Source organism: Gilliamella sp. B3172 (assembly GCF_026536465.1).
Taxonomy (GTDB): domain Bacteria; phylum Pseudomonadota; class Gammaproteobacteria; order Enterobacterales; family Orbaceae; genus Gilliamella.
This window is the reverse complement of record NZ_JAFNOA010000002.1, coordinates 102,771-126,975: the sequence shown is the minus strand read 5'-3', so window position 1 is coordinate 126,975 and position 24,205 is coordinate 102,771. Positions and strand designations below refer to the sequence as shown.

The window sequence follows — 24,205 nt, the reverse complement described above, 5'->3', positions numbered from 1 at the left end:
CATACATATTCTGTTTATGACAATAAGCAATATATATTTGTATATTTAATGTAAATAATTTATATGATTTTGGTAAGTATATCTTTTTAAAATTACTCTGTCATCTTATGAAAATACATTACTTAAAACAATAATACATAAAGTAATGCTTAAACTAATTTCTATAAATTGTAATTAACAGAATAATGTTTCTAAAAAACGGCAATTTATTTAAAAAGGCATGAAGTAAGAATTTGAGCTGAAACTATTTTCATCATACTCTTACAAATTCACTTAAAAACGATAAATTTTTTCAAACCTATCTCACATTATTATTAAGAAAATAGAGCTTCACTTTTAACAGTGTCGTGAATAAATTTTAACATTATACACACATATTGAAATTGAAACATTAGGTAATCTAAAATTCATCCTATTATTTGTTTGCTATTTAAATATGCTATAACCGTCTTCCTCAACCCACTTTCGAAGTCCTCTTGAGGTTGCCAACCTAATTCTTTCGTTATTTTAGATGAATCGATAGCATATCGATAATCATGGCCCGGTCTGTCAGATACAAATTGAATTAAATCCCGATATTTTATTATTGAACTTTTATATTGGGGAGCGAGTTCATCAAGTATTTTACAAAGTTTTTCAGCTAATGCTATATTGGTTGATTCGTTATTAGCACCAATATTGTATGTTTCGCCTATTTTACCATTGATTAAAACGGAATATAAAGCTTTAGCATTATCTTCCACATAAATCCAATCACGCATTTGCAAGCCTTCACCATAGATAAGTATCGGTTTACCGGCAAGGGCATTTGCAATGACTGATGGAATTAACTTTTCAGGATGTTGGAATGGACCGTAATTATTTGTACTGTGTGTGATAATTGTTGGCAGACCATAGGTTTTATACCAAGATCTGACTAGATGATCGCTTGATGCCTTTGATGCTGAATACGGGCTATTTGGTGCATAAGGGGTTGATTCAGTAAATTTACTCTCGTTTTGTTGCAGTTCGCCATATACTTCATCGGTTGAAACATGAATAAAACGAAAATTCTTTTTCAAATCTTTAGCTAAGTTTTTCCAATAATGATAAGACGATTCTAGCAGTGTGAAGGTTCCAATAACATTGGTTTCAATAAATTTAGCCGGATGATTAATTGAGCGATCTACATGACTTTCAGCCGCCAAATGTATGATTGCATTTGGTTGATACTGCTCAAAAATATGGTCGAGTGCGTGTCGATGACAAATATCCACTTTTTCAAAAAAATATCTGTTGTTGGTGGATACTGATTGCAATGCTTGCAAATTGGCCGCATAAGTCAGTTTATCAAGATTAATAACTTGATGCGCTGTCTGCTCGATAATATATCGAATAACCGCTGAGCCAATGAATCCTGCACCACCCGTTATCAAAATTTTTTTGCTGTCAGACAAAATTATCGCCCTATTCCATAATCTCTTAACTTATTGGCAATCGCTGTATGTGATACCCCTAACCTTTTGGCCAGTTTTCTTGAGCTAGGGTACTTATCATACAGCCTTAATAAAATCTCTTTTTCAAACTGCTTAGTCATTTCATCAAGTGTTTTATTTTCAATATTATTGATCCAAGATAATTGTGAAGTAGTTGGAATCGGTAGCACAATATCTTTTGTTGTTAAAACAGATGAAGTAAGTTGAGCTAATGCTGAATAAAGAACATTTTTAAGCTGACGTACATTACCCGGCCAAGAGTAACGAGTTAAAAACTCTATCACATTGTCATCGATCCTTGGTGGGGTGATCCCTTGTTTGTTGGCAAATTCATCGACAAAGATTTTCGTTAAAGGTGCGATATCATCTTTGCGTTCTTGTAATGAAGGTAGATTCAGCGATAAGACATTAAGCCGATAATAAAGATCTTTTCTAAATTTGCCCTGTTCAACTAAACCGGCCAAATCCACTTTAGTGGCACAAATAATTCTTACATCGACATAAACTTCGTTATCATCCCCAACTCGGCGAAAATAACCGTCATTGATGAATCGTAATAATTTTGTTTGCATTTGAAATGACATTTCATCAATGCCATCAAGTAATACCGATCCACCATTCGCCTGCTCAAAAAAGCCTTTTTTACTTTCAGTTACACCCGGATAAGCACCGGCTGCGTGTCCATATAATTCACTTTCAACGACATCATCGGGCATGGCTGCACAATTTAGCGCTAAGAAGGTTTGATCTCCTCGTGGACTATATTGATGACAAGCATGAGCAAGTAAATCTTTGCCCGTCCCTGTTTCGCCCGATATTAAAAGTGGTTCACGTTGCATTGAAAAAGCTTTAGCTTGTGCAATGAGTTTTTTCATTACCAAACTTTCTGTTGCGAAAATATCAAATGCATGCCGCCCAACAACTTGTATTTTAGATAACCTTTTTTTCAAATATTCAATAGATTGTAAAATAAAGATCGTTTTAGATTGTTCATCGACTTTTTGTAACAGAAAGTATTGAGAATTTAATACAATTATCGTGTCATCTTGGATATCTAAATTTGACGATTCATCTAAATTGAATACTTTTTTATAATTAAATGGTTGATTCAATACTAACGTATTGTGCGTAAATAAAGCTTTTGCTGCACTATTATAGGCAACTAAAAGTTGGTTATTATTAATTTCAATGATTGCCGCTTGCATGATCTGCCCACTTTTCGTTTAGTTTCATTAAATTATTGTGACGAAGTTGCCAATCACGATTATGGATTAATTCATCGTAAGTTACTTTGGTATCGGTCAGTAAGCTTTTAGCTTTTTCTGACTGCAAATTATGCTTTTTATTTAATTCAGCTAGCTGCTGTAAAATAGCTAAAGTACCTTGCCTGTTATTGCAAGCTAACAGCAGATCACAGCCGGCCTCTAATGCTGCCTTTGCTCGCTCAGCATGATTCCCCATAATAGAGGCGCCTTCCATTGATAAATCATCGGAAAAGATGATCCCTTTAAACTGCAATTGCTGCCGTAATACCGTTTTAAGCCAGTAAGATGACCCACTTGCAGGTTTATTATCAAAGGCGCTGTAGATAACGTGAGCTGGCATAATAGCGTCGAGTTTGTCATCGGCAATGAGTTTGGCAAAAATTTGCATATCTTGCTCAATAAGCGATTTATCACGATTATCTATTGGTGTTTCTTTATGTGAGTCAGCAATTACATGCCCATGTCCGGGAAAATGCTTACCGGTTGTTTTCATGCCCGCTGCATGCATACCATCAATCATGGCAGAAGCAACTTGATAGGCAATATCAGCATCTTGATGAAATGAGCGAGTCCCAATGGCTAAACACTCGTGCCCGAGATCTAGCACAGGCGCAAAGCTAAGCTCGATATCAAAAGCGATTAGCTCCATTGCAAGTACCCAACCCGCATCAAATGCCAGTGATTTGGCTTGTGGTAAATCATTTAAAGCGGCAAAAGATTGTGCCGGAGGAATCAGCGTAAATCCCTGTTTAAAACGCTGAACACGACCACCTTCATGATCGACAGAAATTAAAAGGCGTTGCGAAGAATTATCACGAATCTGTTTTATCAATTCTTTTAACTGATTAGGTTCTTGATAATTGCGACTAAATAAAATCACTCCAGCAAGCAACGGATTTTGCAAAAGTTCTTTTTCCTCTTGGGTTAACGATGTGCCTTCAACATCGATCAACAGCGGTCCCATTATTGATTTACCCCTGTAGTTGTATTGGTTGTAGTTGCGTCGATTGTAGTTGCATCGGACGTAGTTGGGGCAGAAATTGTTGTATCCGTTTCAGGTTGAGTTTTTGGCTGAGAAGGAAAATCTTTTGATGTGGCACGAGTTAAAATCTCGCCACTTTGGGTTGAAAGAAGTTCCATAGCAACATTGGCATTATCGGTATCAGTCGGTAATTTATAAATGGTGGTAAATAGGACATAACCAGCACTTAATGATTTAGCCAAACCAATCATTTTACTACGCGAAACAAGTTTATCATCGGCTGAAATGCCCAATGTTTGTTTAGCTTGATTAACAGCCTTTTTATCTACAACGGTATAAGTATTTTGTTTGCTCATCAATTGATATAAAGCACTATCGATTTGATTAGTAGCAAGATAATCACCACTACGATTTTGGATATCACTAATTAAGATCAAGTTATTAGCGCCTCCGGCTTCTGATGAGTGTAATATCTTATCCACAAACGGAGATAAAATCTGATTCCAGTTTGTCTCTTTAACAATCTTCGGTGGTGTATCAACCACACCAGTACTATCTGTCGTTCCATTAATAATTGGCGGGCTAACTCTGACGTTATCTTTTTGCCCCAAAAGGTGGCAACCTGCTAATAAAAGAATTATTGGACCAATAATGAAAACCTGTTTGATTTTATTCATATTATTAACCTATTAATCGACCTAAATTTTTTCCGCCTAACAAATGCATATGAATATGGAAAACTTCTTGCCCCGCATCTTTATTACAATTCATGATTAAACGATAGCCCGTTTCGTCAATGCCTTCTTGTTTGGCAATTTTAGCAGCGACAAGCATCATATGCCCTAGGGTTGCTTCATCTTCTTCTTTTATATGGTTAATGGTTGGAATAAGTTTATTAGGAATAATTAATATATGTGTGGGAGCTTGAGGAGAGATATCACGAAATGCCGTTACTTTATCATCTTGAAAAACGATATCAGCAGGGATTTCTCGTCGGATGATCTTACTAAATATAGTTTCCTGTGTCATTAAAGTTCTCCTTTCTTTTTTATAAGGCTAATATTTACAAACTGACAATTATTATTGAGCAAGCATACCATATTTTAACAACAATAATGTATAGATATCGTTACATTTTACAGTTAGCGAATGATTTTTTGACAAGAAGTTTCAGAAAATATATACGTTTCAGTATAAAAAGCGATTATTTACGTTATCTAATTAAACTTGTCATATTCATTTGTCAATCAGAATAAGTTGATATATAATGCCCCGTCGATTTCAACCGCCTAATTTTCATGTTCCTTGCTTTCAATGGGTTGCGGTTGCCCCGACAGAAAGCTGATTAATCCGTAGGGAGCGATAATGCGTCATTACGAAATTGTATTTATGGTTCACCCAGATCAAAGTGAACAAGTACCGGGTATGATTGAACGTTATACTGGTACATTAACCACTGATGGTGGAAAAATCCATCGTTTAGAAGATTGGGGTCGTCGTCAATTAGCCTATCCTATCGAAAAACTGCACAAAGCACACTATGTGTTAATGAATGTTGAAGCAACTCAAGAAGCTGTTAATGAACTTGAAGATAACTTCCGTTTTAATGATGCAGTCATTCGCAGTTTAATTATGCGTACTAAACATGCTGTAACTGAAACTTCACCAATGTTAAAAGCTAAAGATGAGCGTCGTAACGCTGAAGATGATTTTAGTGAAGTAAACATGGACGATGATTCGGAAGAATAATCGTTTGGTGTTATCGGGCGTTGTTACCAAAACCCCGATAAGAAAAATGAGTCCAAGTGGGATTTCACATTGCCAATTTTATTTAGAACACGTTTCTGAGCAAATTGAAGCAGAACTCACAAGGCAAGCATGGTGCATAATGCCCGTCATTGCCAGTGGACAACAAGAGTTAAGTTACATAAAAAAAGGCAGCAAAGTTTTAGTTAGTGGTTTTATAAGCACTCATACTAAACGTAATAAAACAAGCCAACTTGTTTTACATGCTGACCAAATTAAACTATTAGGAGAATAGCCAAATGGCACGTTATTTCCGTCGTCGCAAATTCTGCCGTTTTACAGCAGAAGGCGTTAAAGAAATTGATTATAAAGATGTTTCTTTATTAAAAAGCTATATCACAGAAAGTGGTAAAATTGTACCAAGCCGTATCACTGGTACTAGCGCAAAATATCAACGTCAATTAGCTCGCGCTATCAAACGCGCTCGTTACTTGGCATTATTACCATACACTGACAACCATCAGTAATTAGCAACAGAGGGAACATATAATGCAAATTATTCTACTCGATAAAGTTGCTAATTTAGGCAGCTTAGGTGATCAAGTTAATGTTAAAGCGGGTTACGCACGTAACTTCTTAATTCCACAAGGTAAAGCAGTACCGGCAACTAAAAAGAATATTGAATACTTTGAAGCTCGTCGTGCTGAATTAGAAGCAAAACTTGCTGAAACATTAAAAGCAGCTGAACAACGTGTAGCTGAAATCAATGCTCTAGCTAAAGTGACTATTGCTTCTAAAGCAGGTGACGAAGGCAGATTATTTGGTTCAATTGGTACTCGTGATATCGCTGATGCAGTTAAAGCTCGTGGCGTTCAAGTATCAAAAAGCGAAGTTCGCCTACCAAATGGTGTATTGCGTACCACTGGTGAGCACGAAGTGTTCTTCCAAGTACACAGCGAAGCTTTTGCTAAACTTATTGTTGATATTATCCCAGAATAATTATCAATTAATAATTTTAAAAACCCGTCAATATGGCGGGTTTTTTTATACTTATCATTTAACCTTTTCAATCAGATAGGATTTAGCGTGTAAAATGCGATATAAGTTAATTATCTATTTTACTATCATTGCTTTACCTCTACCCCGTACATCTGACACAGCTTGAGGTTTATTATCAGTAATTTTTATTACTTGAATATCACCATTAAAATCTTGTTGTTCAAATTGATATCCCATTTGTTCAAGTTTACTCTTTATTGGCTGAGGAACTTTACTTTGAAAAGGTTCGATAAAAATGACATTGCTTGGCAGCAATTGATGATGATAACGTGGTGCATCCACAGCCTCTTTTAATGGCATGTGATTATCAAAAACATTAGTAACCACTTGAAATATTGAAGTAAATATTCTTGAACCACCGGGCGTACCAATGACCATTACAACCTGATTATTTTGAGTAAAAATGCTTGGTGACATCGATGATAATGGACGCTTATTCGGCTCGATTGCATTCGCATCCTTTCCAACGACACCAAACTGATTCGCAACGCCTTGCTTACTACTAAAATCATCCATTTCGTTATTCATTACAATCCCTGTGCCTTCTATGACCACAGACGATCCAAACCAGCCATTTAGCGTATAAGTATTTGAAACAGCATTTCCCCATTTATCAACAATTGAAAAATGAGTAGTTTGTAGCTTTTCATTCTCATTATCTAACCCTGGTCTAACTTGGTCTGTTGCTGTAATCGCTTTGGCATTAATTTGTTTCGCTCGTTGCGAGAGATAATTGGCATCCATTAAGCGTTCAACTGGCACAGTCACAAAGTCAGGATCGCCCATATATTCTGCCCGATCAGCAAATACACGTTTTTCAATCTCAGCAAGTAGATGTATATACGGAGCAGAATTAACCGTTATACCTTTAAATTCATTTGCTAAATCTTGCTTCATTAACAACAATTGAATTAAGCCCACTCCGCCGGAGCTCGGCGGTGGTGCGGTAATGATTTGCATATTTTGCCAATTTGCAATTAACGGAGTTCGCCATTTAGCTTGATAATTGGCTAAATCATCTTCGGTAATTAAGCCGGCATTTTTTGTCATCTGTTTGGCAATTAATTGAGCTGTTTCACCTTTATAAAAACCGTCGCTTCCTTTATCTGCAATACGAGCTAATACTTTCGCTAGTTCAGGCTGCTTAAAAGTTTCACCAGTTCGCATCGTTCCAAAGTACTGTTTGAAATAACCATTAGCAGGCGCCAAAGCTTCGGCTTCTTGATAGCGCTTGACCAATTGTTTGTCTACCGTGAAACCCTCTTGAGCAAAACGTATCGCCGGTGCCATAACCGCTTTCCAATCCAATTTACCAAAACGTTGGTGTACAGCCCACATCCCGGCAACAGTGCCGGGAACACCGGAAGCTTGATGAGAGTATAAGCTTAAATTAGGGATCACATTTTTATCTGCATCAAGATACATATCCTTAGTCGCTTTGCCAGGTGCTACTTCCCGGTAATCAATAAAATAAGGTTTGCCGTCCATCCACAGCGTCATAAATCCGCCACCACCAATATTACCTGCTTCAGGATAGGTGACGGCGAGTGCAAATGCAGTCGCAACAGCTGCATCCACCGCATTTCCGCCTTTAGCTAACATCTCTTGAGCCGCTATAGCGCCGTAATAATCGGGAGAGGCAACTGCGCCAGCTTCAAATAACGGTGGTTTTTGTAAAGTCGCACTAACATGCTGGCTTATGATTAAAAACAATAAAAACCAATAATGTTTTAATGATTTAAGATAAAACATGTTACACCTCCTTAAATTGCTCGTCGCCTTCACGATATAAAAATTAATTAAATACTTGAGCAAAAAAATTATGTAAAGCGTGAAGGAAATATCAATATAGCATAGAAATGCGGAGGTGGATAAATAATAAACAATCAGGTGGAAATTGCTAAATTTGATGCAAATTCAATGATTATAAAAATGAGTGTAAATCTTTTAAATCAAAGATCTACACTCCTGTTATAAATGATATTGTTAAGCGGTTTGTTCTTCTACTATCGGTTTACCCTGTTCATCTTTATAAAGTTTGTTGTCATATAACTTAACAAAAGGTAAATAAATTAATAGCGCTAAAATAGCCGAAAGAATTGCAACAAAAGCCGCTTTAATATCCCCACCAGTTCCGATGAAGGCACCAAGTCCCATTGGTGATGGCCAAGGAACTAATGCGATAATTGGGTTAATCAGCCCCGAATTAATGGCAAAATAACCTAAAGTACCACATGCCATAGGCGCTAAAAAGAAAGGGATTGCTAAATAAGGATTATAAACAATTGGCATACCAAAAATGATAGGCTCATTGATGTTAAAGATTGCCGGTACAGCTGAAGCACGGCCGAGTATTTTTAGTTGACTGGATTTGGCAAAAAAGGCAATAAAGAACGTCATTAATAATGTTGATCCAGATCCCCCTAAAATAACCAGTGAATTATTAAACTCACCGGCAAACGGAATATGTGCCCCTAATACGTTTTCATCCATATTGGTTAACATAATTGGGGTAATAAACGCACCAATAATACTTGCACCATGGATCCCAACAACCCATAAAGCGTGAATCAAAAACAGAATTACCATTACACCCAACCAGCTTTTGGTTAAATTAGTAACAAAAGTAAATGGAACTCCAACAATATTAAAAATATCCGTACCTAAAAAGATTAAAATACCATTGAGAATGATTACCGTAAAAGCGATAACAAAAGTTGGTATTAGTGCGGTAAACGATCGCGAAACGCCTAGTGGCACAGTTTCAGGCATTTTAACCACCCAATTGCGTCGAACACATAAAAAGTAGAGATGAGTCGCTAAAATCGCCATGACAATCGCAATAAATATGCCAGAAGTGCCTAAACGAAAAACAAAAGGTTGTAAGCGAAGACCATTGTAAACTAAATTAGGTTCATCTGTGAGTAGCGAAATAATGCCATTTTGCATGACTAATTCGGGTATTGTCATAAAAAAAGCAAAAACAGATAGCATAGCGCCATTAAGCGCATTGACTTTTAGCCCAGTCTCTTCAGCTTCAATTTTGGTCAGTTCATAACCGACAACAAAATTAAAATACAGCGCCAAAATACCAATTGTCGCAGTATTCGCAATCATGTACAGGTCACTAACTCTAAAAAAGGTATTTTCAAAAAAGCCTTCTAACCCGGTAAATGTTAATGGTAATGTATTGAATACGAGAAACATTGATCCGACGATTGAAAAAGGAACTGAAGCCATACCTGCCGCCATGACAGCTCTTACAATTTTAAATTGCGAAATTTTTGCCATTGGCGCCATTAAAAATTTCTGCAATATTACAAATCCTGTATTCATTTTGTTATCCTCATTTAATTAATAACCTGTTGGTAAGCCTGAATTTTCTGATAAAGTCGATCCTCATTACGCTGAATTTTTTTAATCTTTCTGATAATCAAAAAGCTAATTAATAAGCAAGCCGATAGAACTAACATAATTGTGTTTAAAACCTGCTGAGTATTTTTGAAAAATGGAAAAAAGAAATGAAATAATGAGGTATTAACCACAATCATCAAAAAAACACTGGCAATAAAAACCGCAGAGAAAAAGACGTTTGCATAGGGAAGACGATTATCATGATTACGGTACAGCTTAACTTGTTCAAAAGCTGTTAAAGCACCCAGCAAAAACAACGCCACCGGCAAAATACCTGCAATTGAGAATGAACCAAGTAGAAAAACAGACCAATACAGATTAAGAAATAAGAAAAAGGCAGTACTATAACGAATAGCTAAAAACCGATTATAGTAAAGGTTGGTTAAACTAACTTTTTGTTGCATTTTCAATTGTTTTGACGTCATTGCGTTCACCTCGCTAGTTTTTCAGCAAGCTCTTGGTTTTGCTGGTATAGATTAGCCATCTCAATAGCAATTTCTCGCATTGTCATTGTTGTCATTAAATGATCTTGAGCATGAACCATGATAATTTCCATATTGATCTGCATGCCATTGGCATAATCTTGCAGCAATCCTGTCTGCGATTTATGTGCCTCCAAAATTTCCTCATTAGCTTGCTCAAGTAATTGGTTTGCGTTTGTGAAATCAGCTTTTCTCATCGCCTTAAACGCTTCATGGATCTTTGTTTTGGCATTACCACTGTGCAAAATAATATTAAATGCGATAAGTTGAATTTCCTCGGTGCTCATTTCCTCGTTCATAACTATGCCCCTTTTTCAATGAGTTGAATAAAAAGTTGTTTAAATTGGTCAAAATTTTGTGTCTTTAATAATTTTTCTTGCATTTGTTGATCATCTATCAAGTTAACGATGGCTTTAGTCATCATAGCTAGATTGGTATTTTGATAAATTGAAGGCGAAATCATAAATATGAAATGAATATTAGGATGATGTTCATCCCAACTTAGACCATTTGGTAAGACGGCGATGCCAATTTTAGATAACCGGCCTACAGCAATTGCCGGATGCGGAACGACAATAGTTGGACTAAAAAATATATCACCTAATGTCATACGATTTTCAATTTGCTTTATCATTTCTTGCCTGTAGCCACATGCTTCATTTACCGCCAACCGATCAAGTAATCGATTAAGTATCTGCTCTTTATTTTTAGCTTGATGACAACATATAAAGTAATCTGCCAATAAATCATCGACAATTTGTTCTATATGTACTAAATGTTCCGGTGTGCTGGTTGGATTAGATGTTGCAAGTAGATCTTTACGTACCGATATTTGCACTCTGCGTGATGCAAGATAGCGGCGAATTTGTTGTACATCTTGTTCGGTTAAAAAGACTGAAACGTGAAATACCGGAACTTTAAAAACTTTTGATGAGAGATCAACCGATGAAATAATAAAGTCAATTTCATCAAGCATTTCTGGTTCTATTTCATAGTAACCGCGGGTAGCAACAATTTTAATACGTTCATCAAACTCGTTCTCAATCCGATTTTTGAGTAATTGCGCACTGCCTAAACCGGTAGCGCAAATAATCAATACTTTTGCTTTTTGTTCATTTTTGAGTTTTTCAATGGAAGCTAAAAAGTGCAGTGTTAAATACCCCCATTCATCATCATGAATGGTATAGCGAGCTAAATTACTCAATTGGCTAAGGTAGTGTTTTACCAGTTCAAAGAGCTCCGGCGAACTGGCTTTAATTTCATTTAGCAATGGATTTTCTAACTTAATTTTCTGCTCTAATCGGACTAACATTGGCTTTAAATGTTGAATTAGCCCTTTTTTTAACTGTTCATCTTTATAAAACCGATAACCGGTCTCTTGTTGAATCTTAATAAGTAAATTGCTAAGCGATAAATAGAGTTCTGAATCTAAATCTTGCTGAATTAAATTTGACTTACTCATTAAATGTAAAGTCAAATACATCTGCTCTTCTTTTGGAAAATGAAAACCGATAACCGTTTCAACCCTATCAATAATTTTTTTAGCAACTTGATATTCTAAGCTCTCTTTAGCTTTATCTGGCAGATCAAGATTTTGTATTGAAAGTCCTGATTGTAAACGTTTAATACTCAGTGACAGATGAAGTACGATGTTTTGCATCATAACATCAGATAATTTGATATTCGCTTCACGACATTCATCTAAGATGATAATGGTTAAGGTATCAAAGCAAATTGCATCACCAAACTTATTGAAATACGTTAAGCGTTGCAAAAAGTTAATCGACTCTTCATGAAAAAAATAGCTCATAATAAAGTGTCTTTTTGCTTTTTCGTCGCCTTCAACAGAAAGCAAAGATTTACTCTTTTTTATGGTAAGCTCAAAAGATTGGAGTTGATTTTTAATTTCTTGGATATCTTTATTTAACTGCGATGAACTAATAAATAATTGTTCGGATAAAGTCTCGATATCAATTTTTTGGCATTCTAATAAAAGCAGATTAAGAATATAGTGTCTTCTTTGACTCAATTCACGGTAATTTGATTGTTCCTCACTGCGATCTAACAAATGGTGTTCAATTAAAAATTGATTAAATGCAGTTCTATCTTTAATTTGCAGCTGGTAACCATAACCTTGCTTACTGATTATCAATCCACCATTTTTTTCAATGAGTGATTTAAGATCATTGAGATAAGTACGTACAGTCCGATCGGATAATGATAATTCACTTGCCAATGTAGCACTGCTCTTAAAAAGGTTTTTAGAACGAACTAATAAACTTATAAGATCACGTTGTTTATTTTTGATCATTATCATCCATACCTATAGTCACTAAAACGATATTATCAATAATATTGCAATTACTCTTATCGTTAAGATAAGTTCTCACATCCAGTAAGATAATCAGGCACTGCTATGAAGCATCATCAATAGACAGTGCCCAAATCCTATCGTTAAACTGATAGGATAGTGACAAAGAATTATTTAAGATTTTCCTCTGTTAATTTAGCCAGTTGCTCAATACCTGATTGAATTGGTATATAAGCTTGGAAAGGAATGCTTACCACCGGCTTACCTGCTTCATCTCCCATTTTTTTAAATTTATCGAGCATCATCATCGTTTGGGGGCTAATTAAAAAGAGCGAAAAATCACTGTCTTTAATCATATTTCCACCTTCCGTGGCAGATACTGCGTCCAATACGATTTCTTTGCCTTGACTGGCAAAATATTCTGTTACTTTTTTAGCCATTAATGAGGAAGACATGCCTGCGGCACAAATAATTAACGCTTTTTTCATAGTTTCTCCTAAAAGAGTGATCCATTATAAGATTTCGCCGTTTGATTCAATGACTTTCTTGTACCATGCAAATGAATCTTTACGGCTACGTTTTAACGTTCCATTACCTTTATTATCTTTATCAACATAGATAAATCCGTAACGTTTTTCCATTTCGCCCGTTCCGGCTGATACTAAATCGATGCATCCCCATGGGGTATAGCCCATTAGATCCACGCCGTCTTCTTCCACCGCTAATTTCATTTGTTTAATGTGTTCACGTAAATATTCAATCCGATACGTATCATGGACACTACCGTCGGCTTCGACTTTATCATAAGCACCAAAACCATTTTCCACGATGAAAAGCGGCAAGTGATACATATCAGTTAGCCAGTTTAATGTGTAGCGCAAACCTTCCGGATCGATCTGCCAACCCCAATCAGATTTTTTAACGTATTGATTACCAATTAAATCGGTTTTTTCGTTATATTCATAGTTATCTGATTTTTTTCTAATCGCATTAGACATGTAATAACTAAAACCAATGTAATCGACTGTACCGTTTTCTAATACTTCGAGATCTTGGCTTGTCACGTCTAATTTAAAGCCTTTGCGTTGCCAGTATTTGATAATATGATTAGGATATTGACCATGAACATGAACATCAGTAAAGAAATACTTACGTTCCATGACTTTTTGAGCCATTAAGATATCACCTGGTTTACAGGTTTCCGGATAGATTGGAACAACGGCAATCATACAACCAATTTGAAAATCAGGATTGATAGCATGACCAATTTGGACAGCTTTTGCACTAGCGACCAATTCATAATGTGCTGCTTGATACATTATTTGTTCACGATCATCGCCAGCTTTATAGTAGATACCAGAGTTAGTAAACGGGGCAAAGTCTTCATCAAAATTGGCTTGATTATTGATTTCATTAAACGTCATCCAATATTTGACTTTATTTTTGTAACGATCAAAGCAGACCTCTGCAAAGCGCACAAAGAAATCAATTAATTTACGATTACGAAAACCACCATACTCCGTAACTAAATAGTAAGGTAATTCAAAATGTGAGAGGGTAACAACTGGTTCAATATTGTATTTTAAACATTCATCAAATAAATCATCATAAAATTTTAGGCCTTCTTCATTGGGTGCCAGTTCATCACCTTTAGGAAAAATTCGAGTCCATGCAATCGAAGTTCTAAAACATTTAAAACCCATTTCAGCAAATAGCTTAATATCTTCTTTATAATGATGATAAAAATCGATAGCTTCATGATTGGGATAATACTCACCTTCTATTATCCCTTCGGTAATTTTTCGATAACTTTTTGGGGAACCAACAGTCATGACATCAGCAACGCTGATACCTTTTCCTCCGGCTTGCCATGCGCCTTCTAATTGATGTGCAGCAACCGCACCACCCCATAAAAAATCCTTTGGTAAACCTTTATTATTCATGATCAAATACCTGTATTAAATGAGAGATTAAATTCAGTATAAAAGGAAAAAATTTGAATTACTAACCAACTTTTTCCGTATTGATCAGGAAAATATAAGCAAAGAAAATAGATATAAAAGCGTGATGCTTAAAAAAATTAAATTGCGCTTACCGTAATTATTAACTAAATAAATTGTTCAAAACCAGTGGCATATTTGGACGGTACAAATTCGATAATATCGTACTGGGCAATTTGCTGAATATAAAACGGATCTTTTTGCATTATAGTTAACGCTTGTTCTTTATTCTCAGCACGACAAAGTATCACACCACCAGTACGTGGCACTTTTCGGCCTGAAGCAATAAAATGTCCCAATCGATAATTCTCTTCAAGGTAATCGATATGCTGCTGTAAAAAATTTTTTCAACTTCATTAATGGGTTTAATATAAGTGAGGGTGAATATAAACATAATAATTCTCCATATAAAAAACCAGCTTAATAGCTAGTTTTTATTGACTATTCATATTGTTAATAAATCCATATCTATAATAACTTAGTTGTGGACTTGATAGCATTTATAGTATTGAGTTTTTACTTGCGTTCCCATTGACCATTTTCATTTTTGCGGTAAACCTTTTCTACAGCTGACCACGCCACTCTAAATGCGATTTGCTCTGGCGAACTTTTATCTCGCCTTTTCTTGGGATCTTGGTACTCTTTTATGGCATTGTTAAAAGCTTCTTTAAAAATATCTTGAGCATGTTCGGGTAAAACATGGCGTACAGATTCGGGTAAATCATCTCGTGTTTGATATGGCATATAACATTTCCTCTATAAATTAGTCATACATGAATGAAAATTTAAAAACGGTAAAAGTTAAAGCTGCTACAAAATCAAAATACGTTTAAAATTTAGTCTCTTTTTGGCAAGAATACAAGTTTTAATTTGCTTTGGTTAATCACTCTATTTTTTACTTTTATCAGCTAGCTCACCATTGCGGTATTTTGGCTAAAAATAAGATCCAAATAGCTAACCTTTAGTGTAATTAACAAAACTATCCAATTGAATAGTTGAAAATGTCCAACACATGCAAAGTAGCTAAATACTTGACAGTAAATAATTTAGCTACCCTGTTTTGCATAGGTGACGATTTTGCTAATCATTGAATGCCAACAAATCTAAATAAAAAATAAATTGCGGTCAATAACACAGCAAAAATCTGTATGAAGTTCAATATAAAGTTATTTTATTTGTTCACATCTACTACAAAACGACCTTTGGTTTGTCCTGCTATCATGTTCTGCGCAGTATCAACACACTCGTCTAAACGAATAGTATTGCCTATATGAGCCAAAGTTTTATCATCTAAATACTGAGCTAATAAGTTCCATGCGGCAATACGATTATCATAACTTGCCATTACGCTGTCGATACCTGCCAATGTTACCCCGCGCAAAATAAAAGGTGCGACAGTTGCCGGGAAATCCATTCCTTGTGCTAGCCCACAACAGGCTACAATACCACCATATTGAGTTTGGGCACATACATTAGCTAAGGTATGAGAACCAACCACATCGACAACGGCTGACCACTGTTCTTTTTGTAGAGGTTTACCCGCCTCTTTCAACTGTTTACTATCAATAATATTGCTGGCACCAAGTTTGTGTAAATATTCTTTGTCAGTTAATTTACCTGTTGATGCAGTAACTTGATAACCCAATTTGCTTAATAATGCTACCGCAACTGAGCCAACTCCGCCACTCGCCCCTGTCACAAGTACAGTTCCGCTCTGCGGTTTTATCCCAAAATCAACAATACGTTTTACACATAATGCAGCAGTATATCCGGCGGTGCCAATAATCATCGATTGATAGGGTGTGATATTTTGGGGTAATGGAATTAACCAATCTGATTTTAAGTAAGCATATTGCGCCAGACACCCCCAATGGGTTTCACCACATCCCCAACCATTTAAAATAACAGTATCACCAGCATGATAACGATCATTGCTAGATTCAATAACTGTACCCACACCATCAATACCTGGCACCATAGGCCATTGCCTAACAACAGGACTTTTATTGGTTAACGCCAAAGCATCTTTATAGTTAATACTTGAATATAGCACCTTAACCAAGGTATCACCTTGTTGAGTAACAAGCAGTTGTTTATCAATTGTTTTTATAGAGGCCGAAAAACCGGTAGTATCATTTTTATCTAACAAAATAGCTTTAAATGACATGCTTACTCCTTATTACATATCTAAATGTAAAGTTGGTTCATTTGCTTAATTCATCAAGTTAAATATTGAACTAACCTGATGATTTTCCTTATAGACGATCGGTCTAGGAATTATAGACCGATCGTCTAGTAAAAGACAATACAGTAAAAACAATTTATTTCACATAGCGATAGGAATAAACATAACATTCAAAAGATGTATTAAGAAATTATTTTATTTAGAAAAAGCTCTATAAAAAGATCGAGTGGTGTTGAGTTTTTGACCAATTTACTACGCGTTACTGCCCCTTCCCAACCAATCCAAAAAAAAGCGGCCAGTGCTTTACAATCAGTATGAGTATTAATTTCTCCTGATTGCTGCGCAAGTAATAAACAATTTTCAATCTTAGTTTGCCAGCTTTGTAAGATTTGCTCCAACAGCAAAGCATAACCACCGGGAAGTAATGATTCTTCTTGAATCAGTTCACCAATCAAACAGCCTCGATTAAAATCATATTTTTCCATTCCCTTTTTAGCATCTTCATAAAAGGCATGAATTCTTGCTAATGGGGAGTTAATTGACATATTTGTTAAATGTTTATTTAATTTATGAGCAAAAAAGCTATCATAACTGGCTATAATCGTCCGTCCAAATTCTTCTTTACTTTTGAAGTAATAATAGAAAGATCCTTTGGGAACACCGACTTGTTTTAAGATACTTTCAATATTCGATGAAACATAACCGTAAGTTGTCATCATCTCGACACCGCTTCGAATCAATGCCGCTTTTGTTCCATTTTCTTTTTTTGTGGTTGATTGAAATGACATGACAAATAAGATCCACTATCAATAATAATCTTGCGCTCAATAATAAATAGTCACTTTAGCAAAAGCAATGAGTTTATTTATTACCATAAAATGAAGAAGAATTTTGAGTAAAGTTATTACAATGATAATGTTGATAAGCTCTTAAATTAAAGATTGAACGATATTAAAAATGTATTTCAAAATCATTCAATCTTATTAATTGTGATACTATTTTTCGGCGACTTTTTTATTTTTTGATGCTTCGGATACTGCACCAATAAAAACTACATCGCTTGAAGAATTCAGTGCGGTTTCAACCGAGTCTTGAATAACACCAATTGCAATACCGATACCGATAACTTTGGCAGATATTTCATTTGGTATACCGAACATACTACAAGCGACCGGAATCAACAATAATGACCCGCCCGCTATACCAGATGCGCCACAAGCACAAATTGCAGTAATAATACACAGCAATACCGCAGAATAGATATCAACATGAATGTTAGGCATTGAATTAACAGTTGCTAAAGTCAAAACAGTAATGGTTATTGCAGCGCCTGACATATTGATTGCAGCTCCCAAAGGCACGGCTACTGAATAGGTATCTTCATCCATTTTTAATCGTTTACAAATTTCAATATTAACCGGAATATTTGCCGCAGAGCTACGGGTAAAAAATGCAGGTATGGCACTTTCTTTTAATGATGTAAAGACCAATGGGTAAGGGTTTTTACGCATGACTAAGAATGCTAACAGTGGATTAATCACCAACGCAACAATAAACATACATGATACAAGCACAATTAATAAATGCGCATATTTATATAACTCATCAAAACCGGTTTCTGCCAATGTGGATGAGACTAATCCAAACACACCTAAAGGTGCAAAACGAATAATAATTCTGACAATAAATGAAATGGCATATGAGAGATCATTCATCATGATTTTTGTTGATTCGCTTGCATGTCTTAATGCAAGTCCAATACCGACGCCCCAAATGATTAAACCAATATAATTTGCATTAACAAGCGCATTAACCGGATTATCTATCATTTTATCTAACAAAGTTATTAAAACATCTTTGATGCCACTAGGAGGCTTTAATTTAATTTGCTCAATGTCATTACCTAATGTAATTTGAGATGGAAATAAAAAACTTGCTAAGGTGGCTAATAGAGCAGCATATATCATTCCAGCGAAATAGAGTGATAAAAGTGTCCCCATATTCGCTTTTTTGCCATGTTGATGGTTTGATATTGAAGCGATAACTAAAATCAATACCAATATTGGCGCAACTGATTTTAACGCATTAATGAAAAGCCCACCGAGTAACGACATGTTTAAGGCAGTATCTTTGGAAAAAAAAGCCAGTGTTATACCTAAAATCAGGCCCAATAAGATTTGAGGAATCAACCCTACTTTAAAGTAAAAACGTATCAAAGGATTGGTTGAGTGAGTCATGGTATTTCCCTATTTTTCTAACATGAAGCTCAAACCTTAACACAAATAAGATATAAACTTGTAGAAAAAAAATTTATCATAATCTTTTTTTATATATAACTTTGGTTAATTATTAAGATTAATTACCTTAAATATGGATCAATAAAAAAAACCGATACCTTAATTATATAAAGTATCGGTCAGTTAGATTAAAAACTTAGCTTGCTAGTTATGTTACCAGTTAGCTCTAATACCTATTGAACCATTAATTGGCGCTTTCACATTTGCATCACCACTATTAGACCAAATATGACCAATTTCCGTATAGGCACTGACATCACGATTAAACTCATAACTTCCACCTATAGCAAGTTCTGTACTGGTGTAACCGGCACCACTATTAAACTTAGTAGCAACACTTGGACTTTCAAACGTTACACGATCAGCCCCATCGGGTGAATAGTATAAATTTATACGAGCATAAGGACGCAACGTTCCAGATTCTGTCTGAAAATGATTTTCAAGTCGCGCACCCACTCGAAAAAGCCAAGAATTGTTATGACTTTGTTTAACGGTAGTGTTACCACTGATATGACTATTATTAATATCTAGCCATTGATGAATAATTTGTAATTGAGGTTCAATTCGCCAATCATAATAATTCAAATCAAATGGTTTACCTGCTTCAGCAGAAACACTTATACCGTAACCTTTTTCAGAGCTGTTCTTGTTGCTATTTGGTTTGATGTCAACTTTATGACGACCGCCTTGTAAGACCAAATCTAAATATGTTCCTTCATCATCCATGTAGTTACCGTACGCACCTAAGAAATAGGAATTTAATTTATTCTTGCCTGCATGACCGTTAATTGTACTAGCAAAACCATTTATATCTAAACTACCATGTAAAAATCCGAAATATGCCCCAGCTCGCCAATAACTATTTTCATCTTTCCAAATATCACTACCAACTTGTAAACCGGCGTAATTGCCTTTACTATGCGAATTTGCTATGCCGTTTTGTTTTATATCAGTTCTCTCAGTGATAATTCGCCCCCAACTAATACGAGAATCCCCTAATAAGGTATTACCTATACGTTGATGCATGTTCGCTTGCATAATCAAATCAGCTTGGCGTAATTGTGCAGCAACAGCTGCAAACATTGGCACTTCCTTACGATAAGCAACCTTGCTCGGTGAAACCGGGTTAATCGGTGGTTCTGGTTTATCCGGATTAACCGGTGGTTCTGGTTTATCTGGATTTACTGGTGGGTTTGGTTTATCTGGATTTACTGGGTTAACTGGATTCACCGGGTCAACTGGATTTACCGGGTTAACTGGATTTACCGGGTTAACTGGATTTACTGGATTTACTGGATTTACTGGATTAGTTGGATTGGTTGGATTAGTTGGATTGGTTGGATTGGTTGGTTTGTAAGAACGTAAATACCAATTGTTATTTTCTTGATTAATATCACCTTTATGTAAATAGTATTCATAAGCGCCGACATCTAAATGTGTCCCATCTAAATTAAAAGCATCGTTCGAGCTCACTCCATTTACATTGACAATTTCAATACCATTAGTTGTGCCTGTATCTGCACCTAATCCACCAATATTGGTTATTTTAACTAATGTGTTTCCTGAAGCATTTCCACCAATTATTAACTTATCGGTTAAGCTATTACTATCTTGCACCACTGTATCAAGCAAAAGCTGTCCATTATCACCAATATAATTACCTGTTATAGTAAGATTATCGCCAGTATAGTTATTATTCAGCGCGATAGTACCACTATTATAAACATCGCCACTTACTGTAGCTTGATGTAACGTTGGGACAAAATCTAAAATAGAGTTCGAACTTAGTTTAAGTTTATCAGTATTTAAATTACCAGTTAATGATAATCTGCCGTTTGTACCAACATTAATATTTTCCCAATCAAGAATCGCTATATCGCCACGGCTACCTACTGAATCAGAAGATCCTGTCAGATGAGTGCTAAAGTTAAGTATATCTATTTCATTTGATGAACCAGCTCGAATATATTGATGCCCACCATCAATCTTGGTTAATTCTGAGATATCGGAGCCTTCATTGATATTAAGCGTATCATTACCCGTTCCTAGCAAAATTTTACCGCTAACTCTAGAACCATTATTAAGATTAATTATAGAATTGGTAACTTCATTTTTTATCGCTGTCCCAAGAACTGAATAAACATTAGCGCCATTGTTAAGGTTAATATTGGTTGTTGTATCCGATTTACCTGTTGTATAGATACCCGCATCGAGATTATTGGCAGCATCTGTCCCATTTGCATATACATTACCATTAATATTAATATTTGTTGAACCTAACCCATTGTTATTAATCTTAATACCATTGTTTTTACCATAAATTACACCTGCTTTTTGATCAACCTCGATATCATGACTCAAGTTACTGTGAGTTATAACGATACCTGACTCATCTTGACCGATGACGACTCCGCTATGTGCAATAAATTTAGTTTGACCTAATCCTGAGTTTTCAAGTTCTATACCATTTTTTTTTCCTTTGATTAACTCAGTTCCTGTTTGAGAAACTAGCAAGTCAGTTGTATTATTCTGATTTGAAACATAAATTGCATCATCTAGCTCGCCTTCAACTCTATTCGCAATGGCAACTACGGTTTGAGCCGATCCTTTATTAATCAGATTAATACCTTTGCTATGACCTTTTATATAACTATTACTTAAGGTCTCCAGATGTAATTGACCCGTAGTTATATCATTCTCAACAACAATCGCATCAGCATTTTTACCTATAATATTACCGGCCAGAGACAGAGAAGTAGTAGAAATGCCCTTGTTAGTAAAATTTAGTCCATTATAATAACCAGAAATCGTACCAGACTGTTGCTCATAAGATAGATTAAGACTGTTGGCTGCATTTACAACAGACATACCATGTTGCTGAATACTTTCAATGACACCCGATGTTGATATCTGGGTTGAGCCAGTGCCTCCATTTATAAGTGAAACACCATTTAACATACCGGTGACAATACCAGACGCTTGTATAAAGATTAATTTATTAGCTTCAATGCCATTTTGGACTATTAAACCTTCATTTACTTGACCAGTGATATTACCAAATAAGTTAATATTAGTATTACCTGTCCCACTATTATGAAGGTTAACACCTCTTAATCTACCAGTAATATTACCGGAAGGTTGAATAAAATTTAAATCCCCTGTTTTGTCAGCGTTTACTGCCACGATACCATCGTTTGAAGCGCCAATAACTTCCTTAGAAATCTCAAGTGAAGTGATACTGCCTTGACCATTATTGACTAGATTTATACCATTGAGGTTACCATGAATTTTACCATTCGACTGAATAATAGATACACCATTCAAGGTTTGACTACTGTTGATAACTTTAATTCCGTCGTTTTGCTCTCCCTCAACAGTTCCTGAAGTTGAGATAAAAGTTGATTTTGTTCCATTATTAAGGATATTTATGCCATTATTATGACCTTTGATCGAGCCTGATGTTTGATTTAATCTTATATTACCGGAATTTGCCGCATTTTGAGCAATAATACCGTCTTGCTGCTCGCCTTGGATACTATTTTTCGTTAAAATGCCAATATCGCCATTACCATTATTCAATAAATTAAGTCCGTTTACATGACCGAAAATACTACCACTCAATTGTTTTAAAGACATAGCCGTTGTAGTATTAGCCTGATTTTTCGCTACAATACCATCTATTTGCTCGCCTGTTACCGAACCAGAAATTGTTATATCGCTAGCTCCCAGGCCATTATTCATAATATTTATACCGTTATTATGACCTTTAATTACAGAATCAACCATTTGTGTTAGAAAAACATCTGAGGCTGTACTAGCCGACTCTGAATAAATAGCATCCATATTACGTCCTTCAACATTACCGGCAATAGTGATATCGGTTTGTTGATTACCATTATTATACGTTGCTAAACCATAACTTTGACCACTTACATTACTATCGTCATATTGATTGATTGTAATATTTTTACTGCCTGTGTTATTTTTTACAAATATACCTTCATTACTTAAACCATTTACTTTACCCGAAACAATAATTTCGGATATACCTTGGCTGTGATTTTCAACACTTATCCCACGATTATGACCTTCAATATTCCCATTTGACTGATTAACCGTCACATCAGATGCTTGATTGCCATTGAGTACAGATATACCATTATCTTGATTACCCACAACTGTACCTGAAGTATTAATGATTGTTGAACCTCTACCGTTATTAGTTGCCGCTATACCGGATTTACTTCCTCTCGATTCACCATTAACTAATTGAGTTATTTTGATATCTTGTGAATTACTACTATTTTGGGCATTAATCCCATCCCCTCCGTTACCAAATATTTTCCCCAGCGTATTGATAGTCAAAATACCATTGCCTTGGTGAATAATCTCGACTCCATTTTGACTACCTGTAATAGAGCCATTAGATTGAATAAAAGTAAAATTTGTGACATTAGAAGGGACTGTATTTTCATATCCATTGCCGTTGGTATTATTTACATCACCTGTACATGCCTGATTATTTGGATCATTAGTTATACATTGAGCAAAACTTGGGTTGGTCATCGCTAATGTAATGCTTGTTGTAGTAATGAAATTAAGTAAAAAAGCTTTGCTTTTAGATTTTGCCTTCCCTGAATTGTCAACAGCACATTGACAACGTGCGCTCCAAATTAACTTATTTATTTTATTCATATTCCCTCTCACTGAATCTTATATTGGTTATGATCCAATTTTTAATTTAAAAACATGAAAAACTGAATTAATTGAATTTTTTGAATAATGTGATCCCTTTAATTTCAAAATAAATACTGGATTTATTTTTTAAGTCACTTGGATAACACGTATATAGATAAAACAATCATTACTTTATTGATAAACAAAGCTCAAAATCATTTATAAACATTAAAGATGGAAAAAAGAAAAGCTAATGACAGTCCAGCAAATAACGGGGGAACTAAACATTTTAAAAGATGAACTATCGGTTAA

21 protein-coding genes and 1 pseudogene are annotated in these 24,205 nt (G+C 35.4%); 4 read left to right on the top strand and 18 right to left on the bottom strand.

What is annotated here, in order from left to right; translation table 11 throughout:
* Positions 1 to 407: 407 nt before the first annotated feature.
* Genes rfbB through J3U37_RS03280 form a run of 5 tightly spaced genes read right to left on the bottom strand, consistent with a single transcriptional unit; the run spans position 408 to position 4,751 of the window.
* Positions 408 to 1,436: a dTDP-glucose 4,6-dehydratase gene (rfbB, locus tag J3U37_RS03300; protein WP_267373352.1), complete on the bottom strand. Its 1,029-nt coding sequence runs from the start codon at positions 1,434 to 1,436 to the stop codon at positions 408 to 410.
* Between the two features lie 2 nt (positions 1,437 to 1,438).
* A complete protein-coding gene (locus tag J3U37_RS03295) occupies positions 1,439 to 2,680 on the bottom strand; it encodes a sigma 54-interacting transcriptional regulator (RefSeq protein WP_267373351.1) in 1,242 nt (413 codons plus the stop codon).
* Positions 2,661 to 3,704, bottom strand: a complete 1,044-nt coding sequence (gene nagZ / locus J3U37_RS03290; protein ID WP_267373350.1) for a beta-N-acetylhexosaminidase — start codon at positions 3,702 to 3,704, stop codon at positions 2,661 to 2,663. Before nagZ ends, J3U37_RS03295 begins: the two co-directional genes overlap by 20 nt.
* Positions 3,704 to 4,399: a hypothetical protein gene (locus J3U37_RS03285; RefSeq protein WP_267373349.1), complete on the bottom strand. Its 696-nt coding sequence runs from the start codon at positions 4,397 to 4,399 to the stop codon at positions 3,704 to 3,706. Before J3U37_RS03285 ends, nagZ begins: the two co-directional genes overlap by 1 nt.
* 4 nt (positions 4,400 to 4,403) lie before the next feature.
* Complete coding sequence (locus J3U37_RS03280) at positions 4,404 to 4,751, bottom strand: HIT domain-containing protein (RefSeq protein WP_220219214.1); 348 nt, start codon at positions 4,749 to 4,751, stop codon at positions 4,404 to 4,406.
* 336 nt (positions 4,752 to 5,087) lie between these two features.
* Between J3U37_RS03280 and rpsF the strand changes: the two genes are divergently transcribed.
* From rpsF to rplI, 4 genes are read left to right on the top strand one after another with little or no spacing between them, the layout of a single operon-like run.
* Positions 5,088 to 5,471: a 30S ribosomal protein S6 gene (gene rpsF / locus J3U37_RS03275; protein ID WP_220219213.1), complete on the top strand. Its 384-nt coding sequence runs from the start codon at positions 5,088 to 5,090 to the stop codon at positions 5,469 to 5,471.
* Positions 5,458 to 5,763 carry a primosomal replication protein N gene (gene priB, locus J3U37_RS03270; RefSeq protein ID WP_366518690.1) on the top strand — a complete coding sequence of 102 codons (306 nt, stop codon included), beginning with the start codon at positions 5,458 to 5,460 and terminating at the stop codon, positions 5,761 to 5,763. The genes rpsF and priB overlap by 14 nt, the downstream gene beginning before the upstream one ends.
* Before the next feature lie 4 nt (positions 5,764 to 5,767).
* Complete coding sequence (gene rpsR / locus J3U37_RS03265; RefSeq protein ID WP_025314965.1) at positions 5,768 to 5,995, top strand: 30S ribosomal protein S18; 228 nt, start codon at positions 5,768 to 5,770, stop codon at positions 5,993 to 5,995.
* A 22-nt stretch (positions 5,996 to 6,017) separates the two neighbouring features.
* On the top strand, positions 6,018 to 6,467 hold the full coding sequence (rplI, locus tag J3U37_RS03260; protein WP_267373347.1) for a 50S ribosomal protein L9: 450 nt from the start codon (positions 6,018 to 6,020) through the stop codon (positions 6,465 to 6,467).
* A gap of 114 nt (positions 6,468 to 6,581) precedes the next feature.
* On the opposite strand, the gene ggt is transcribed toward rplI, so the two are convergent.
* The 13 genes and pseudogenes from ggt to J3U37_RS03195 all read right to left on the bottom strand — a co-directional run bounded on the left by ggt (position 6,582) and on the right by J3U37_RS03195 (position 23,782).
* Positions 6,582 to 8,279, bottom strand: coding sequence for a gamma-glutamyltransferase (gene ggt, locus J3U37_RS03255; RefSeq protein WP_267373345.1), 1,698 nt, complete (start codon positions 8,277 to 8,279; stop codon positions 6,582 to 6,584).
* A 234-nt stretch (positions 8,280 to 8,513) separates the two neighbouring features.
* A complete protein-coding gene (gene celB / locus J3U37_RS03250; protein ID WP_267328706.1) occupies positions 8,514 to 9,863 on the bottom strand; it encodes a PTS cellobiose transporter subunit IIC in 1,350 nt (449 codons plus the stop codon).
* Between the two features lie 14 nt (positions 9,864 to 9,877).
* Entirely contained in the window at positions 9,878 to 10,366 is a 489-nt protein-coding gene (locus tag J3U37_RS03245) for a hypothetical protein (protein WP_220219208.1), read from the bottom strand.
* A gap of 5 nt (positions 10,367 to 10,371) precedes the next feature.
* Positions 10,372 to 10,710, bottom strand: coding sequence for a PTS cellobiose transporter subunit IIA (locus tag J3U37_RS03240; RefSeq protein ID WP_416379981.1), 339 nt, complete (start codon positions 10,708 to 10,710; stop codon positions 10,372 to 10,374).
* Positions 10,711 to 10,724: 14 nt separating this feature from the next.
* Positions 10,725 to 12,734, bottom strand: coding sequence for a BglG family transcription antiterminator (locus tag J3U37_RS03235; protein WP_267373343.1), 2,010 nt, complete (start codon positions 12,732 to 12,734; stop codon positions 10,725 to 10,727).
* Positions 12,735 to 12,904: 170 nt separating this feature from the next.
* Complete coding sequence (locus J3U37_RS03230) at positions 12,905 to 13,222, bottom strand: PTS cellobiose transporter subunit IIB (RefSeq protein ID WP_220219206.1); 318 nt, start codon at positions 13,220 to 13,222, stop codon at positions 12,905 to 12,907.
* A gap of 24 nt (positions 13,223 to 13,246) precedes the next feature.
* Positions 13,247 to 14,677 (bottom strand): 6-phospho-beta-glucosidase, encoded by a 1,431-nt coding sequence (locus J3U37_RS03225; RefSeq protein WP_220219205.1) that lies wholly within the window; start codon positions 14,675 to 14,677, stop codon positions 13,247 to 13,249.
* A gap of 164 nt (positions 14,678 to 14,841) precedes the next feature.
* Positions 14,842 to 15,128 (bottom strand): annotated as a pseudogene (locus tag J3U37_RS03220) (YciI family protein).
* A gap of 122 nt (positions 15,129 to 15,250) precedes the next feature.
* Complete coding sequence (locus J3U37_RS03215) at positions 15,251 to 15,478, bottom strand: ChaB family protein (protein ID WP_065563083.1); 228 nt, start codon at positions 15,476 to 15,478, stop codon at positions 15,251 to 15,253.
* Between the two features lie 427 nt (positions 15,479 to 15,905).
* Entirely contained in the window at positions 15,906 to 16,901 is a 996-nt protein-coding gene (locus J3U37_RS03210) for an MDR family oxidoreductase (RefSeq protein WP_267373342.1), read from the bottom strand.
* A 200-nt stretch (positions 16,902 to 17,101) separates the two neighbouring features.
* Positions 17,102 to 17,707 (bottom strand): TetR/AcrR family transcriptional regulator, encoded by a 606-nt coding sequence (locus tag J3U37_RS03205; RefSeq protein WP_267373341.1) that lies wholly within the window; start codon positions 17,705 to 17,707, stop codon positions 17,102 to 17,104.
* A gap of 207 nt (positions 17,708 to 17,914) precedes the next feature.
* Positions 17,915 to 19,156, bottom strand: a complete 1,242-nt coding sequence (sstT, locus tag J3U37_RS03200) for a serine/threonine transporter SstT (RefSeq protein WP_220219201.1) — start codon at positions 19,154 to 19,156, stop codon at positions 17,915 to 17,917.
* 213 nt (positions 19,157 to 19,369) lie between these two features.
* Entirely contained in the window at positions 19,370 to 23,782 is a 4,413-nt protein-coding gene (locus J3U37_RS03195) for an autotransporter outer membrane beta-barrel domain-containing protein (RefSeq protein WP_267373340.1), read from the bottom strand.
* Between the last annotated feature and the right edge of the window lie 423 nt (positions 23,783 to 24,205).

What these genes read in the sequence shown, in the direction of transcription:
- J3U37_RS03295 (WP_267373351.1), bottom strand. Translation starts at nt 2,680, where the DNA reads ATGCAAGCGGCAATCATTGAAATTAATAATAACCAACTTTTAGTTGCC.
- nagZ (WP_267373350.1), bottom strand. Translation starts at nt 3,704, where the DNA reads ATGGGACCGCTGTTGATCGATGTTGAAGGCACATCGTTAACCCAAGAG.
- J3U37_RS03285 (WP_267373349.1), bottom strand. Translation starts at nt 4,399, where the DNA reads ATGAATAAAATCAAACAGGTTTTCATTATTGGTCCAATAATTCTTTTA.
- J3U37_RS03280 (WP_220219214.1), bottom strand. Translation starts at nt 4,751, where the DNA reads ATGACACAGGAAACTATATTTAGTAAGATCATCCGACGAGAAATCCCT.
- rpsF (WP_220219213.1), top strand. Translation starts at nt 5,088, where the DNA reads ATGCGTCATTACGAAATTGTATTTATGGTTCACCCAGATCAAAGTGAA.
- rpsR (WP_025314965.1), top strand. Translation starts at nt 5,768, where the DNA reads ATGGCACGTTATTTCCGTCGTCGCAAATTCTGCCGTTTTACAGCAGAA.
- rplI (WP_267373347.1), top strand. Translation starts at nt 6,018, where the DNA reads ATGCAAATTATTCTACTCGATAAAGTTGCTAATTTAGGCAGCTTAGGT.
- ggt (WP_267373345.1), bottom strand. Translation starts at nt 8,279, where the DNA reads ATGTTTTATCTTAAATCATTAAAACATTATTGGTTTTTATTGTTTTTA.
- celB (WP_267328706.1), bottom strand. Translation starts at nt 9,863, where the DNA reads ATGAATACAGGATTTGTAATATTGCAGAAATTTTTAATGGCGCCAATG.
- J3U37_RS03245 (WP_220219208.1), bottom strand. Translation starts at nt 10,366, where the DNA reads ATGACGTCAAAACAATTGAAAATGCAACAAAAAGTTAGTTTAACCAAC.
- J3U37_RS03240 (WP_416379981.1), bottom strand. Translation starts at nt 10,710, where the DNA reads ATGAGCACCGAGGAAATTCAACTTATCGCATTTAATATTATTTTGCAC.
- J3U37_RS03235 (WP_267373343.1), bottom strand. Translation starts at nt 12,734, where the DNA reads ATGATCAAAAATAAACAACGTGATCTTATAAGTTTATTAGTTCGTTCT.
- J3U37_RS03230 (WP_220219206.1), bottom strand. Translation starts at nt 13,222, where the DNA reads ATGAAAAAAGCGTTAATTATTTGTGCCGCAGGCATGTCTTCCTCATTA.
- J3U37_RS03225 (WP_220219205.1), bottom strand. Translation starts at nt 14,677, where the DNA reads ATGAATAATAAAGGTTTACCAAAGGATTTTTTATGGGGTGGTGCGGTT.
- J3U37_RS03215 (WP_065563083.1), bottom strand. Translation starts at nt 15,478, where the DNA reads ATGCCATATCAAACACGAGATGATTTACCCGAATCTGTACGCCATGTT.
- J3U37_RS03210 (WP_267373342.1), bottom strand. Translation starts at nt 16,901, where the DNA reads ATGTCATTTAAAGCTATTTTGTTAGATAAAAATGATACTACCGGTTTT.
- J3U37_RS03205 (WP_267373341.1), bottom strand. Translation starts at nt 17,707, where the DNA reads ATGTCATTTCAATCAACCACAAAAAAAGAAAATGGAACAAAAGCGGCA.
- sstT (WP_220219201.1), bottom strand. Translation starts at nt 19,156, where the DNA reads ATGACTCACTCAACCAATCCTTTGATACGTTTTTACTTTAAAGTAGGG.
- J3U37_RS03195 (WP_267373340.1), bottom strand. Translation starts at nt 23,782, where the DNA reads ATGACCAACCCAAGTTTTGCTCAATGTATAACTAATGATCCAAATAAT.